The sequence below is a fragment of the Streptomyces sp. NPDC002671 genome, from assembly GCF_053592475.1.
In genome coordinates this window covers 1-14893 of sequence record NZ_JBSFVU010000045.1, presented here as the reverse complement: position 1 = coordinate 14893, position 14893 = coordinate 1, and the positions used below count along the sequence as shown (strand labels likewise).

General features: G+C 67.7%; 10 protein-coding genes and 5 pseudogenes. 10 read left to right on the top strand and 5 right to left on the bottom strand.

What is annotated here, in order from left to right; all coding sequences use genetic code 11:
* Positions 1 to 461: 461 nt before the first annotated feature.
* Both ACWD35_RS39015 and ACWD35_RS39010 read left to right on the top strand, forming a co-directional pair.
* Positions 462 to 740, top strand: coding sequence for a hypothetical protein (locus tag ACWD35_RS39015; protein ID WP_451356109.1), 279 nt, complete (start codon positions 462 to 464; stop codon positions 738 to 740).
* Positions 741 to 888: 148 nt separating this feature from the next.
* A complete protein-coding gene (locus ACWD35_RS39010) occupies positions 889 to 1233 on the top strand; it encodes a hypothetical protein (RefSeq protein ID WP_451356108.1) in 345 nt (114 codons plus the stop codon).
* A 151-nt stretch (positions 1234 to 1384) separates the two neighbouring features.
* Here ACWD35_RS39010 and ACWD35_RS39005 read toward each other — a convergent pair whose 3' ends face one another.
* Positions 1385 to 2875, bottom strand: a complete 1491-nt coding sequence (locus tag ACWD35_RS39005) for an MFS transporter (RefSeq protein WP_451356107.1) — start codon at positions 2873 to 2875, stop codon at positions 1385 to 1387.
* 95 nt (positions 2876 to 2970) lie between these two features.
* Here ACWD35_RS39005 and ACWD35_RS39000 point away from each other — a divergent pair, with 95 nt between their 5' ends.
* Both ACWD35_RS39000 and ACWD35_RS38995 read left to right on the top strand, forming a co-directional pair.
* On the top strand, positions 2971 to 3411 hold the full coding sequence (locus tag ACWD35_RS39000) for an Lrp/AsnC family transcriptional regulator (protein WP_451356106.1): 441 nt from the start codon (positions 2971 to 2973) through the stop codon (positions 3409 to 3411).
* A gap of 45 nt (positions 3412 to 3456) precedes the next feature.
* Entirely contained in the window at positions 3457 to 3990 is a 534-nt protein-coding gene (locus ACWD35_RS38995) for an Lrp/AsnC family transcriptional regulator (RefSeq protein WP_451356105.1), read from the top strand.
* 587 nt (positions 3991 to 4577) lie between these two features.
* Here ACWD35_RS38995 and ACWD35_RS38990 read toward each other — a convergent pair.
* Positions 4578 to 4982: pseudogene (locus tag ACWD35_RS38990) on the bottom strand (SMI1/KNR4 family protein); the annotation flags it as partial.
* Between the two features lie 102 nt (positions 4983 to 5084).
* Here ACWD35_RS38990 and ACWD35_RS38985 point away from each other — a divergent pair.
* The 4 genes and pseudogenes from ACWD35_RS38985 to ACWD35_RS38970 all read left to right on the top strand — a co-directional run.
* Positions 5085 to 6147: pseudogene (locus ACWD35_RS38985) on the top strand (IS630 family transposase).
* Positions 6148 to 6286: 139 nt separating this feature from the next.
* Positions 6287 to 6973 carry an alpha/beta hydrolase gene (locus tag ACWD35_RS38980; RefSeq protein ID WP_451356104.1) on the top strand — a complete coding sequence of 229 codons (687 nt, stop codon included), beginning with the start codon at positions 6287 to 6289 and terminating at the stop codon, positions 6971 to 6973.
* A 304-nt stretch (positions 6974 to 7277) separates the two neighbouring features.
* A pseudogene (locus ACWD35_RS38975) lies at positions 7278 to 8084 on the top strand (IS5 family transposase).
* Between the two features lie 504 nt (positions 8085 to 8588).
* Positions 8589 to 9353: pseudogene (locus tag ACWD35_RS38970) on the top strand (IS5 family transposase); the annotation flags it as partial.
* A 104-nt stretch (positions 9354 to 9457) separates the two neighbouring features.
* On the opposite strand, the gene ACWD35_RS38965 reads toward ACWD35_RS38970, so the two are convergent.
* A complete protein-coding gene (locus tag ACWD35_RS38965) occupies positions 9458 to 10315 on the bottom strand; it encodes a S53 family peptidase (protein ID WP_451356103.1) in 858 nt (285 codons plus the stop codon).
* Between the two features lie 156 nt (positions 10316 to 10471).
* Here ACWD35_RS38965 and ACWD35_RS38960 point away from each other — a divergent pair.
* Both ACWD35_RS38960 and ACWD35_RS38955 read left to right on the top strand, forming a co-directional pair.
* Positions 10472 to 10891, top strand: a pseudogene (locus tag ACWD35_RS38960) (DDE-type integrase/transposase/recombinase); the annotation flags it as partial.
* A 1032-nt stretch (positions 10892 to 11923) separates the two neighbouring features.
* Positions 11924 to 12409 carry a hypothetical protein gene (locus ACWD35_RS38955; protein WP_451356102.1) on the top strand — a complete coding sequence of 162 codons (486 nt, stop codon included), beginning with the start codon at positions 11924 to 11926 and terminating at the stop codon, positions 12407 to 12409.
* Between the two features lie 480 nt (positions 12410 to 12889).
* On the opposite strand, the gene ACWD35_RS38950 is transcribed toward ACWD35_RS38955, so the two are convergent.
* Positions 12890 to 13630: a TIGR03943 family putative permease subunit gene (locus ACWD35_RS38950; RefSeq protein ID WP_451356101.1), complete on the bottom strand. Its 741-nt coding sequence runs from the start codon at positions 13628 to 13630 to the stop codon at positions 12890 to 12892.
* On the bottom strand, positions 13627 to 14667 hold the full coding sequence (locus ACWD35_RS38945; protein ID WP_451356100.1) for a permease: 1041 nt from the start codon (positions 14665 to 14667) through the stop codon (positions 13627 to 13629). The genes ACWD35_RS38950 and ACWD35_RS38945 overlap by 4 nt, the downstream gene beginning before the upstream one ends.
* Positions 14668 to 14893: the final 226 nt, after the last annotated feature.

The window sequence follows — 14893 nt, the reverse complement described above, 5'->3', positions numbered from 1 at the left end:
CTGCAATCCGTTCACTGCGTTCAGTGACGAGGCGGCTTGGCCCGGTCATCGGGCCGGACGCAGCCGGTGTTCAGACAACGGGGCCCGCCGCCCCGGGTCGGTTTATGTCCTCGTGGCGCGGCAGCGGACGGTGGCGGCCCTTCGTGATCGCTCCGTGGGTCGGGCAGATCCGGGTCCCCGATGGGGCAACGCGTGATATGGAAGGTGAGGACCCGCTCTGTCGAGTCGGCGGGCACGGTGTGGACGTACTCCCCCGCGCCGCTGTAGACACCAGCGACTCATCGCCTCCTGTGCCGGCGTCCTGGTTCGCCAACTCGGCGAAGGTCTCTGGCCTCAGCATGAAACCGTGGCACTGCGTCAGCTGCCGGGGTGCGCTGCTGGCCTGAACCAGAAGGCGAGGAAGAGGTCGCCCGGGTCATCCCGTTCGGCGTGTTCGACGCTTTCACCGACGGGAGCCGCTGATGACGCACTTCCTGGAGCCGGAACAAGTCGACCACCCGCTGACGTCCAAGGAGGGCTGGACCGCCTTCGTCACGGAGACCACTACCCCGCCGACTGTCCTGCCGCCCGCTGCCCTGCAACAGCTCGCCGAGGCGGAACGAACTGCCTACGACCAGGCCCGGGAGGAGTATCACGCGCAACTCGTCACTATCTGCACCCCGACGATCCGCCACGTCGCCGCGACCGGCCCCAGGCGCATCCTGCTCACCGGCACGAGCATTCCGCCCGCCGCGGACTGATCGTCTCGGGCCCCGCTGGGACCGGGAAGACCACCGCCATCACGCAACTGGGCAGGAACTACGAACAGTCGGGGCGCCGCCGCAGCGAGATCCCATCGGACTCGCTGCCAGCCGTCCACGTCACCGTCCCGTCGGCGCCACCCCGAAGATGCTGGCCATCGAGGTCGCCCGGTTCATCGGCCTGCCGCTGCCGTCGCGCTTCAGCCAGGTCGGGGTCACCAACAAGGTCCGCGACCTGCTCTGCACGCTCGGCTGCCGTCTCGTGCTCATCAACGAACCCGCGTTGCCGAACCTGCGAGCGGGACATTCCCACCCACGGGTGGACGAACTGGACTCGGCGACCGCGACCACGCGACACTTCGACAACGGGGCCTCTTGCTTCTCGCTGGGTTCGACAACCGCGAGCTACCAAGAGGCCCTTCTTCCATGCCCGCGCACCGGCCAAGTCACCCGAAGTCGGCAGGCTGAGCGTTCTGGTTGGCGGGCAGGGTGACTGGCAGCTGTCCGGCGTACAGCGAGCGGTACGCGATGCCACGGTGATCGGCTCTGCTGGGGCTGAGAACGCGTCGGAGGATCGAGAAGGGAGAGGGCCCGGCGCGATGCCGCACGGTCTGGCTCCGATGCGTCAAGCTCCGCCCGCCCGCTCACCCATGAGAGCTGTGCTGCGCCGCCAGCTCATGTCCTGGGGTAGGACCGGTGGGTGGGTTACTCCGCTGCTGGCGCGGACGCATGAAGGCCGTGGCGGCAGCCGTGGCGAGGATCAGCACGGCCGCGACGCAAAAGGCGTTCCGGGCGCCTGTCAGCGCGGTGCTCTCCTGCGCGGGAGCACCGGACGTGGTGGTGATGTGGAAGAAGATGCTGCCGAGCAGGGCGACACCCAGGGTGCCTCCGAGTTGCTGGACGGCGTTGAGCAGGCCGGCTGCTGAGCCGGTCTCGTGCGGGCGGACGTGGTGCAGGGCAGTGGTGAAGAACGGCACGGCGTACAGGCCCTGGCCGAACCCGGCCACTACCAGCGCCGGGAGCAGCGGCCACGGGTAGGCGTCGGGCCGACCGGTGCCGTACACCACCGCCGCAGCCACGGTGCCGACGAGCAGGGCCAGCAGGCCGGCAATCATGACGCGGGCCCCATATCGCGGTACGAGCCAGGCGCCGGCGGCCCAGGACGACAGTGCCATAGCGACCGACCACGGCAGCAGGGTGAAGCCCGCCGTCAGCACGTCGCTGTGCAGGCCGACTTGCAGCTGCACCACGATCACCAGCATCAGTCCGTTGATGACGGCGAAGAAGAACACGGACGCGATCAGGGCGGCGAGGAAGCCGCGCTCGCGGAACAGGCTCGGCTCGACCAGCGGGCTGCGGCCGTATCGCCCGCGCCAGCGCTGGTGGAGAGCGAAGCCGACCAGCAGTGCGCCACCGACGGTCAGCAACGCCCAGCACCAGCCCGGCCACCCCACCGCTCCGCCCTGAATCAGGGGATAGATGACCAGACCTGTGCCCAGCACCGCCAGCGCCGTACCGGTGAGGTCCAGACGCGGCCGCCCGACGGCGCGGTCCTCACGCAGCAGGCGGCTGACCAGCAGGACCGCGGCGCCGAGGGGAACGTTTACGAGGAACACTGCGCGCCACGTGGAGCCGAAGAGATCGGCGTGGGTGAGCACGCCGCCGAGCGCGGGACCGGTGACGGCGGCCAGTCCCATGACGGGGCCGATGCAACCCATGGCCCGGGCCAGCTCGCGGCCGTCGAACAGTGCACGGATCATGCCGATGGTCTGGGGGATGATGAGTGCCGCAGCGGCCCCTTGCACGGCCCGTACCGCGATCAATGCCGCAGTGGACGGGGCCAGCGCGCATGCCAGCGAGGCGAGGGTGAAGGCGGCCATGCCAGCGCGGAAGATCCGCCGGCGGCCGACGATGTCGCCCAGGCGCCCGCCGGTGATCAGGAAGACGGCGAAGGGCAGGGTGTAGGCGGCGCTGAACCACTGAATGACCGCGTCCGAGCCGCCGAGGTCGGCGCGGATCACCGGCGCGGCGACGGTCATGATGGTGGCGTCGAGGAGGTTCATCGCTTCGGCAAGCAGGAGCACCGCCAGCGCGGCCCAGCGGTGCGGATGGGGTGTCGTGGATTCGTAACGCATGGGTCGACGGTGCGCCGAGGCGCGATCCCGCTTCCACTCTTGCCGACATAGTGATCAGACTTTCCACGTTTCCGTCCAGAGTGCATGATTCTCACATGCTGGACGACATCGATCGCGGCCTCATCCACGCCCTGCACATCGACGGCCGGGCGCCGTTCAGCACGATCGCCGAGGTCCTCGGCGTCTCGACACAGACTGTCTCCCGCCGCTACCGGCGGCTGTGCGCCGAGGCGTCGCTGCGGGTGGTGGGCCTGGCCGACCCTCACCGGGCCGGGCGCACGCAGTGGCTGCTGCGGCTCACCGCCGGCCCGCACGCCGCCCAGGACCTCGCGGCCGCGCTCGCACGCCGCGCCGACACTTCCTGGGTCGTGCTGGCCTCGGGCGGCACCGAGATCGTCGCGCTCGTGCACACACCTACCGCCGACGGCCAGGCTGGGCACGCGCTGCTGTTGCACGACATCCCGCGCACGGCTGGCATCACCGCCGTCTCCGCACACTGCGTGCTGCACACCTACCTCGGCGGACCCACCGCCTGACCCGGACGCGCACAGAGCCTCGATGCCGAGCAGCGCCGCCGCCTCGTGCCCGCCACCGGGCCCGCCCGTCCCGCGCAGCAAGCCCTCACCCCGGCCGACGGCGACCTGCTCGCCGCCCTCCAGCGCGACGGCCGTGCCAGCCTCACCGACCTCGCTGCGGCCACCGGCTGGTCGGCCGCCACCATCGCACGTCGGCTGGCCGATCTACGGGCCGGCGGCGCACTCTTCTTCGACGTCGAGCTCGACAACACCCTGCTGGGCGTCACCACACAGGCAATGCTGTGGATGGCCGTCGCCCCCGCCCACTTTGAACACGTCGCCCGGATCCTGGCCGGGCACCACGAACTCGCTTACGTGGCCGCCGTCACGGGCCCCAGCAACCTGGTCGCCGAGGTCCTGTGCCCCGACCCGACAGCACTGCACCGCTATCTCATCGAGAAGGTGGGGGCCGTGGAAGCGATCCGCAGTCTGGAGACCGCCCCCGTCCTGCGCATGGTCAAGGCAATCGCCCCGCTCCCGTCCACGCCCCGGACCGGCACGCCCCGCCGCGCCAGGACCCGCACCCCGCCGGCCAGGTAGGCCACGAAGAGCTCAGCCCGCCAACTCAAGCGCTCATCCGCCAACTGGAGCGCTGGGTCACAGTCGCGAGGCGGCGTTTCCCCATCAAGTACGGCCTTTTGTACGCTGGGCATGAGCGGGGCTGCTGTGCTGCTAACCCGACCTGGACGCCCTGCAAGGTCTCCTCGAAAAGACCGCAAACGCGACCTATCAGCTCGCCTCCGACTGCGCACCGCCTCAATCTTCGCCCACCGACGGCTGATCTGCTCAATAAGTGGGATCCGATGGGCGTTGGGTGCAGTTCCCTTCAAGGGAAGGAGCGCTGTGGCCCGGCCAAGCGACCTGTCGTAAGCATGGTGTCGGCGCGGGTTCGCAGCGTGCGTGGTCGTCGTCGGCAATGCATTGGTCGGTCCAGGATCATCGTCCCTTGATGATCGAGTTGCCCTCTCGCGTGGCTCAAGCCACTCGAGGTACCAGGTGCGGAAGGTGTGGCGGTTTCCCCTTGCATCAACGTGCGGCTCGAAGGGCGGGTTGACCGCACAGTCCCGGTCACGGAGTTCCCCGCGGTGCGGGCCGACAACGATGAGCCAGCCGGTCATCCCGCATCCGTTGTCGCTGATGTGAATCGCACCCCGCCTGCGTTCCAGGTGCCAGACGTCGTCACCGGCGTCGCCGAAGACCTTGCGGTAGTCGTCCAGATAGTCGTCGTCCCAGGCCCATCCCCATTTCCCGTCGATTCGGCGCAACGAGGTGAGCTGGAGGGCCGGTCCGGGGCCGCCGGCCCCGACCTCCGCCAGAAACGTTCGGTACTCGTCGGGGAGCGCCACACCGAACTGTGCTTCCACCTCGGCGATCTCGGCGGGAGTCAGGACAGGTTCGAACGTCGGGTATCGAGACGGCCCACGGCTACGGGCCCGACGCTCGGCCTCCTCCAATGCGATGACGCGTTCCCGGACTGCCGACCAGTCATCCTGCGAGTTCACGGCTCTCCTATCGACGGCGAGCACGGACATTACTGCCTGCCTCCGACACCCGACCTCCATTTGGGCTACTGAGGTTGAACTCGTGGAGTCGTAGGTGCTGACGGCTTGTCGTCCGTGCGGTACCACCACGGGATGCGGTATCCACAGGGATGCGGGCCTACCGCTGAACGGCGGCAGTTCCGTGAGGAGTTGCGGCTTAAGGCGGCCGAGCGGTTCGCCCGAGGTGAGGCGAGTGCGCTGATCGCCAAGGACCTACGCGTCAGTGTCAGGTCCATGCAGCGGTGGCGGCAGGCGTGGGAGGAGGGCGGTGCGTCGGCTCTGCGGTCGCAGGGGCCGGCGTCGCTGCCGAGGCTGAGCGACAAGCAGTTCGCTCAGCTGGAGGCGGAGCTGTCCAAGGGACCGGCCGCGCACGGCGGGGAGGACCAACGCTGGCCCCTTAGTCGCGTGAAGACGGTGATCGGGCGGCGTTTCCACCTGGCCTACACGATTCAGGGCGTTCGGAAACTCCTGCTGCGTAACGGCTGGTCTTGCCAGGTCCCGGCCCGACGCGCGATGGAGCGGGACGAGGACGCGATGGCCGGCTGGATCAAGGAGGTGTGGCCCTGCGCGGAAGACTCGCGGCGGCCCGTGGAACCTGGCTGGTCTTCGAGGACGAAGCCGGATTCTCCATGACGCCGCCGCAGGCCAAGACCTGGTCGCAGCGTGGGCGTACCCCGGTGGTGCGGGTGCGGGGCCGTTCCCGCAGACGGATCTCCATCGCGGTGCTGACGTGCTACACACCCGGCCACCGATCCCGGCTGATCTACCGGCCACGCCGGGACGACGACCGACGCGACGGGCGTAAGAGCTTCTCCTGGCGCGACTACCGGGACCTGCTGATCGCAGCCCACCAGCAACTCGGCGGCCGATCGTGCTCATCTGGGGCATCCTCAACGTCCACAAGGCCGCCGGGCTGCGGGAGTTCGCCGCCTGGCGCGACTGGCTGACCATCTACTACCTGCCGCCTTACGCGCCCGGCCTCCACCCCGTCGAAGGTATCTGGTCCCTGCTGCGGCGGGGCTGGCTCTCCAACGTCGCTTTCAGCACGCCAGAACACCTCATCCAGCGCATCCGACGCGGCCTGCGCCACATCCAGTACCTCGGCGACCTCATAGACGGCTGCCTCGCTGAAACGGGCCTGATCATCAGCACATGACCACCACGAGAACCGGTTCAACCTCGTAGGCCCAACGATTGGGATGGGGCAACACGCCTGGCCATCACACAAAAATAGGTACCGAGCGTGCAATATGGTGCAATATTGCATATATAATCTCTCCACAGAAGGAAATGGCATGGCGGGCAAGCCCAGCATTGTCTTCGCCCACGGACTCTGGGCGGATGGGTCGTGCTTCAACAAGCTCATCCCCACGCTCCAGGCTGAAGGGCACGAGGTGTTCGCCTCACAGCACGGCCTCGACTCGCTCGAAAGCGACGTCGCGTGCGTCAACTTCACGCTCAACCACGTCCCTGGCCCGATCGTGCTGGTCGGTCACTCCTACGGCGGGACCCTGATCACCAAAGCGGGCACCCACGACCGCGTCGGCGCTCTGGTGTACATCGCCGCGCTCGCCCCGGCCGAGGACGAGACATCGCAGCAACAGCAGGACAAATTCCCCCGCACGCCCATCTTCGAGCACATCGACGTCGCTGACGGCCGCGTGTGGCTCAAGCCCTCAGGCGTCCCGCACTTCTGCGGCGACCTCCCGGAAGCGGAGCAGAAGCTCGTCCTGGCGACGGGCGCTGTGCCCGTGGCAGACCTGTTCAACCAGCAGGTTCCCGGCACCGCCTGGCGGACGAAGCCAAGCTGGTACATCGTCGCCAACAACGACCGCACCGTGCACCCCGACCTGGAGCGGTCCGCCGCCGAGCGCATGGGCGCCAAAATCCGTCCCGTGGACAGCAGCCACGTTCCCATGCTCTCGCATCACGACTTCGTCCTCGATGTGATCCGTGAGGCCGCGAAGTCCCTCGACGCCTAGGCCAAGCCGACAACGACCGGCCGCAGCGCAACACGCAAGGAGGCGGCCCCGGACCGACCGGGCCGCCTCCTTGCAACGACATCACGCTTTCAAGCTCAATATCAGCGCTGCCCGCGCCCCTCTCGCAGCCACGAGCGAGGCACCCCCCAACCACAGCGTCCTCTGGAAGACATCCATCCACATCGCCTGCACCCGGCAGTCCTGGCCACGTCTGCCATCAGCCCTGGGCTCCTTACTGATCGTTTCAGAATGAGTTCGGTGTGGTGGTTGGTAGTTGAGGGCGGCATCGAGCAGGGTCTGCGGGGTGCCTGACGATCTTGTTCCTGATGATCTGTGGGAGCGGATAGTCCCGCTGCTCCCGACCCGTCCGCCGCGGCGGCGCCGCTTCCCCGAAAGGCTTCCGGTGGACGACCGCGTTGCCTTGGCCGGCATCGTCTACGTGCTGTGCAGGGGGGGAGCTGGCGGGACGTCCCGGCCGAGCGGATCGGTTGCAGCGGGGTGACCGGCTGGCGCCGTCTGCGGGACTGGACCGAGGCCGGCGTATGGCCCCGCCTGCACGAGACGTTGCTGGTTGAACTCCGCAGGTCCGGTCTGCTGGAGATGGACGACCGGCAGTGGACGGCTCGCATGTCAGAGCTCTCAAAGGGGGGTTCACACCGGGCCTTCGCCGGTCGATCGGGGCAGGCCGGGCAGCAAGCGCCATCTGATCGTCGACCGGCACGGCACACCGCTCGCCGTGTCGCTGACCGGCGGCAACCGACACGATGTCACCCAGTTGATGCCGCTGCTGGATGCCATTCCCCGTATTCGGGGACTGCGGGGCCGGCCACGGCACCGGCCGCGGAGGCTGTTCGCCGATCGCGGTTACGACTTCGACAAGTACAGGCACCTTATCCGCAAACGGGGCATCACACCGAAGATCGCCCGCCGCGGCACTCCGCACGGCTCCGGCCTGGGCAAGACCCGTTGGGTGGTAGAGCGCACCTTCGCCTGGCTTCACCAATTCAAACGCCTACGGATCCGCTACGAGATACGCGCCGACCTCCACCAAGGACTCCTCGAACTCGCCTGCAGCATCATCTGCTTGAGACGACTACGCATCGCATTCTGAAACGATCAGTTAGGGCCGTGTCGACACCGGCAAGGTCGACATCGACAACGAGCTTGAGCGGCTGATCAGGGGTGAGTAGCCGGGCCCCGCAAGGCCAGACGCCGCAAGGGGCGCCCGCGGCGGAGGGGTGATGCGGCCCGCTCCCACGCCGACCGCATTCGCACGGTGCTGTTCGAGGTCCAGGGTATCGGGTTGACGCTGCCGCAGCTGACGAGAGCGACCGAACTGACCAGGAGCCAGGCCCGTTCCGGGCTGGCGATGCTGCGCGACCAGGCCGCAGAGAAGGACTGGCCGCCCGTGGTGTGGACGCTGGCCGAGTGCTACCGGTTCAGCGGAGACCCCGAGGTGCCGCGCACCTACGAGATCGGCGAGATCCACGAGCGCCTCGTCGAAGTACGCCGGCTCATCACCGGCACCGTCGCCCCGCACGCCGCCCTGCACCCGCGCGACAAGTGGATCACCTACGTCGTCACCCAGCTCGCCGCCGTCGAATCCAACCTCGACCTGCTGGTCGCGCTGCTGGAGCCCCTGCTGCCCACTCCGGCCTGCCAGAGCCGAAAGGGCGGACGCCCTGAGAAGTGGCCCCGCCGCGAGATCGTGGACGCGATCCGGTACCTCGTCGATTCCGGCTGCAAGTACCAGGCCCTGCCACGGGACTTCCCGCCCTGGCGCACGGTCTACGGCTTTCTGGCGAAGTGGGCCGCCGCCGGGGTGCTGGGCGTCATCCGTGACCAGCGGCGGCGTCGCATCCGCCAAGGCGTGGGCCGAGCCCCGCAGGCCGTCACGACCGTCATCGACTCCCAGTCCGTCAAGGCTGCGGAGACCGTCGCCAGGGACAGCCGCGGCTACGACGCGGGCAAAAAGATCAACGGACCGAAAAGACACCTGGTCGTGGACACGAAAGGGCTGCCGCTGCTGGTCATGGTCACCCCGGCCGACGTCCAGGACCGCGACGCCGGGCGCGAGGTCCTCTTCCGGCTCCGCCTGATGCACCCCGAACTCACCGTGGTCTGGGCGGACTCCGCTTACGCCGGCCAGCTCGCCCAATGGGCAAGAGACTTCCTGCATCTGACGATTCGTACGGTCTCCCGTCCCAAGGACGCGACCGGGTTCGTCGTCCTGCCCCGCCGTTGGGTCGTGGAGCGGAGCCTGGGCTGGATCATGCACGCCCGCCGCCTGGTCCGCGACTACGAACGCCTCCCCCAGCACAGCGGGGCCCTGATCACCTGGGCGGCCATCAACCTGATGACCCGCCGCCTCACCGGGACGAAAAGAGCCCGGGTCACGCGCCCATCTCGGCTCGGACAAGCAGCCTGAACTACCGGATCAACCAACCGGCCGCACAAGATCCAACGTCACCCGCGTCGCCTGACTCACCTCTGCCCTGCGGCCGATGCGACACGGTCCGCGCGGCTGTATCCCCACGCTGGGGCTCGCAGGCCGCGGACGCCGTGGGGTGTGCCGATGCCGGTGGGTGCGTCGTATCCCGGGCGCGCGCAGAAGGCGCCGGCGCAGCCGGTAAGGATGTCGTGGAAGTACCGGCGTTGCGCGTAGGGGTAGGAGTTGGGGTAGGTGGCTGGTGCGGGCGTGCCGGCCAGAGCGTACGTGGCGGCGACCAGGGGGGTGGAGAGGCTGGTGCCGCCGACGATCTGCCAGCCGGTGAGGCCGAAGATGGTGGGTGTCGTGTCGTACACCGCGAAACCGGTGTTCGGATCCGCGACTGCGGAGACATCGGCGGTTGTGCGGTTGACAGGACAGATCGCGTCGTCCTGGAAGGGCGGCTTGGGTTCGTAGAGAGAGCAGCCGACTCCGCTGCCGCTCCAGGCGGTCTCGGCCCAGCCGCGGCGGTTGTTGGCCCGGTACAGCGAGGTGCCGCCCACTGAGGTGACATAGGGGGAGGCGGAAGGGTAGAACACCTGCCCTCCGAGATCGCCCGAGCCGAAGACGAAGGCGACGCCGGGGTGGTTGCGGAAGTGGAAGTCGAGCGTGACCTCGCCTGGTCGCTCCGGGGTGGCCCAGCTGTTGGAGACATACTTCGCGCCCTGGGCGACGGCCTGGTCGACCGCGGGTAGCAGGCTGCCGACGACGAGGTTGTTGTTGGCCTCGACAACCAGGATCTTGCAGTGCGGGCAGACCGCGCTGACGGCGTCCACGTCCAATGACTCTTCGAGCGCCCAGCCGGGGTCAACCGTGGTCGGCAGCGGCGCGGTCGCACCGAACTGATTGATCACGCGCAGGCATCCGTTGGCCTTGACACACGGGGGCAGGTGGAACTGGCGGCGGTAGACGGCCAGATCACTCTCCAGGTTCGGATCGTGATAGGCGACAGTGATGGCGACCGTCCGCCCATTGCCGCCGCCGGGCAGTTCATAGGCGCTTTGGATGACTCGCGGCGCTTGCTGGGCTGGTCGATCGCCGACCACATGCGCACCCAGCTCGTCACCGACGCCCTGGACATGGCCGTCCGCACCCGTGGCGGCCAGGTGAACGGCGTGATCTTCCACAGCGATCACGGAGCCCAGTACGGCTCGAAGACGTTCGCCGATGCCTGCCGCACCGCTGGAATCCGGCGGTCCATGGGGGCCGTCGGCTCGAGCGCGGACAACGCGGCCGCTGAGTCGTTCTTCGCCTCGCTCAAACGGGAGATCCTGCCCGGCCGGCGCGGCTGGCCCACCGCACGAGCCGCCCGCCTCGCGGTGTTCGGCTGGCTCGGCTACTACAACCACAAGCGCAGGCACTCGGCGATCGGCTACCTCGCCCCGGCCATCTTCGAACAGAGATCAACTACGCTGGCCATCGCCGCATGACAACCCGTGTCCACGATCAGGGTGGAAGCCCCGACCTTGGCCGCGCTGCCACCTCGCTTCTCCCTGGGAGACCACCTGACACCCCTGTTCGGCGATCGGAGCCGAACGTTAGGTACGAGTCAAAATGCCAGTCAACGGCGAGCTCCTCGGAACCGTGCTATTTGCGCTGGTCAGCTACGCAACTGGCGGTTGCAATGACAGTGATAGTCAATGCACGGCGAAAGAAAGGGTGTTGCAACGATCGGCGGCCTCCATCAGACCCGGAGCGGTTCACCGAACCCGCGCGGCTCTGTCCACGTCACCGGCCGGCCGCCACTCTGGCTCAGGATCCCAAGCTCGTTACAGCCCGGCCACCTTCTCCACGGACGCGCGCCTACGACTTCACTGCGTTCACCCAAGGGGTCAGGGCCTTTCGGAACGCCGGGAGGGAGGGGGCCAGCCACTTGGTCTTCGACTGGGGCTCTTCCTGGAAGAACGTCTCCCTGGGCCAGGCACTTGAACTGGTCGTCCCCCACCACCTTCGTGGTGCCAAGCCTGCGGCCGGTCTTCGCCTCGTACACCGTGACGTCGTACTGGCCCTGCCTGAAGTAGCGGACGAAGTCGTCGTCGTAGCGGCAGGTCGTCACCGGCCAGGGCCTCGGCGGACCAAGTCTCCACCTTCTACAGGGGCCCGCGTCTCCCTGGCGGTGCCGCCCATGACGACCAGGGCGCGGCCCGGCCAAGCGGGCAGCGTCATCGGGGCAGCCGAGGCGCTCAAGTTCTCCCACCAGCACGCACTCGCCATACTCCTTCTCACTGCCTCAGAACGCAGCAGCCCTGCCGCCCGCCCCGGATGGGCAGGCGGCCTGTCAAGTCCCGAGATTCAGTCGCATGACGGGGCTGCTCGCCTCAGGCCTACTTGAAGCACGGGTTCACGCAGACCAAGTGGCCCGCCCGCACCATCCAGAAAAGCCAGGATGGCGCGTTTCACGGGACATGAGTCCTACTGTCGAAGGCGCATAGCGCCGATCGGCAGCCCATCCACCCTTGTGGGTGGCCAAGCAAAGCATCGACTTCGATCGAGATAAGGTGATGAAAATGGCTTTCAAGAAAGTCGTCGTAAAGCTGCACAACCTCCTCAACGACAACACGGGGGACGATCCCGGAAACGAGCTGGAAGTCTTTGGCCGTTTCGATGTCGCACGCCTCGCCTTCAACCCCGACATCGGGGAAGTCGTTCCCCTGGCGTCGTTCAACCTGTTCGACAGGTCAGGCGACAACGCCCAGGACATCGTAGAAGGAACAGCGTTCATCGTGGAGAGTTCCGCCGAATTGGACATTTTCAACGGAGAATTCCTGCAGATCACCGGCCACGTGGGCGAACAGGACACCTTCGGCCCCGACGACGACCTGGGCAGTGTGGACATCAGGATCCCGTTCAACAATATTGGAACTGGACTCGTGCAATTGCCGGTTTTCGAAGAGAGTAATCAGCGGGTCATCGTGAAGATGTCAACGACGGTGGCAGCGCAGGGATAGAAGGGCCATCGAGCTGACGACCTCACGCAATCGGGAATCACGTATTCGTCAGCCGATAAGTTCCTGCTCTGATCCCCGAGCAGCTTAGGGCTCCTGACTCAGACGTCAGGAGCCCTAGGTTTGCGACTGTTGCCGCTCGTCCCCATGGCGACGAGCGCGGTAACGGCGAATGCGGCAGCCAGCACTGCACCGATGAACTTCTTCACCGGACTCACCCTTATCCGGGCCTGCTGAAAGGCCCGATCGGTGATCAACATCCGACACAGTACGCACCCACCCAGGAGGAAGCGACAACTCCGCTCACCGCGCGCGGCACCGCCGGATCTCCTGGGGCTGAGCAGAGGCGACCGAAGACCCGACTCGTCCTGGACTGCCGATCAGTGCTCAACCGGTCCCATGGTTCATCCTTCGACTACCCACATCGCAGGCTTGTGATGGTCAAGCCGGTGTCCGTCCCGCGCGGATCTGCTCAGACACCGCTCAGTTGTTCCAGGTCTCGTCGTAGGGATCGTGGGGCGTGGGCACCGGTCTGGCCGCGGTGACCTGGAGGAAGGGGATCGGACCGTTGTTCATGGGGTCCCGGGTCCGCTTCGCGGTGTACCTGCCCGTCACCTCCAGCCATGCGTTCGGCTGCAGGACCGGGGGGACATTCCCGGTAAGACCGATCTTCACCGGCTGGGCGTCCGCGGCACAGCAGTTGAGGGACATGCGGACGAGGTAGGGGGTTCCGGAGCGGGCCACGGCGACGAAACCGGTGATCAGCACGCTGCGGCCTCCCAGGGAACGGCCGTGGTCGTAGAACGCGCGGCCCGCGTAGTCGACCAGGCTGATCGGTACCGGGTCGCCCGTCGGGAGTTTCGAGTAGCCGTACGGTGGCTGCAGGGCCGTACCGGTGCGCATCGCGCTGTAGGAACCCAGAGCCGGCGGGGCGACGAGGATGAGGGCGAAGAGGGGGAGGACGAGGAGCCAGGAGGTGCGAGGCTCGCGGTGGGCGTGCCCTCGGTCGTCGTCACCGGTGTCGGACCCCCGCTCCTTCCGATGCGCGCGCTTCCACTCGTACCAGGCCGTCGCCAGCGCAGCCACAGCCATGAGCGCGCCGGCCACCAGCAGCAGCGGGCGCAGGCCCGCCTTGACGTAGCGCAGATACAGGTCAGTGAGGCCAGCGTGCAGCAGTGCCACGCCGACCAGGAACAGGACCGCCGCCTGTGCCTGCCGGTTCACAGCAGCACCGCCCCGGTCAGCACCGCGCCCGCGATGGCGAGGGCGAAGGTGGTGGGGGCGAAGCGCAGCGCGAAGCCGCGGCCGAAGGTGCCCACCTGCATCGCGAACAGCTTCAAGTCGATCATCGGGCCGACCACCAGGAACGTCAGCCTGGCCGTCAGCGAGAACTGGGTCAGCGACGCCACCACGAACGCGTCCGCCTCCGAGCAGATCGACAGCAGTACGGCGAGGACCGCCAGGGCCAGGACCGCAAGCACCGGATTCCCGGCCGCCATGCGCAGCCAGCTCGCCGGAGCCGCTGTCTTCAGCGTCGCCGCGGCCATTGCGCCGAGGACCAGGAAGCCGCCCGCGTGCATCATGTCGTGCCGGACCGACCCCCAGAACCGCTCCCCCTTGCTCTGGCCGGTGTGCTCCGCGTGTGATGGCAGGCGCAGCCAGTCGGTGCGGCCGAGGCGCTGCCACAACCAGCCCATCACACAGGCCACCAGCAGACTCGCGAGGAAGCGGGCCAGGACCATCCGCGGGTCGCGTGGGAAGGCGACGGCCGTGGCGGTCAGGACGATCGGGTTGATCGCCGGGGCGGAGAGCAGGAACGCGAGCGCCGCGGCCGGTGTGACACCTCTTCTCACCAGTGCGCCGGCCACCGGAACGGACGCGCACTCACAGCCAGGCAGCACCGCACCCGCCACGCCGGCGACCGGAACGGCGAGGGCGGTTCGGCCGGGCAGGGCGCGGGCGAAGAACGACGGCGGTACGAAAACGGCGATCGCCGCCGACAGCAGCGCGCCGAAGACGAGAAACGGCAGCGCCTGGACCACCATCGCCACGAACACCGTCATCCAGCTCTGCATCACCGGGGTGGCCAGCGCCCGGCGGATCGGGCCCTGCATGACGACCACGACGAGCAGGAGCATGGTCAGGGCGAGGGAGGAGTTGAAGTGCCAGCCCTCCTGGCCGCGTCGGCCGGGCTCCCCGCCGGCCTGTGGCTGCCGCGTCCGGGGACCCGGTCCGGTCGGGGCGGCTTTGGTGATGGCCACGGTGAGCTACCTCCGGCAAGGTCGTGCAAGGTGGGTGCCTTCTCCTTCTATACGGCCGCATTGCCGCGCCGTCTCACCGTGATCGTGCCGATGCAAGCAGGAGCCCCCGTGTTCAGTTCTTCAGTTGGCCAGTGTCCCTCCCCTCGTAGCGTGAAGACCGTGACTGCAGGGGAAGTTGGGAGTCATGGCGGAGAAGCGACGGAAGTTCGATCCGGAGTTCCGTGAG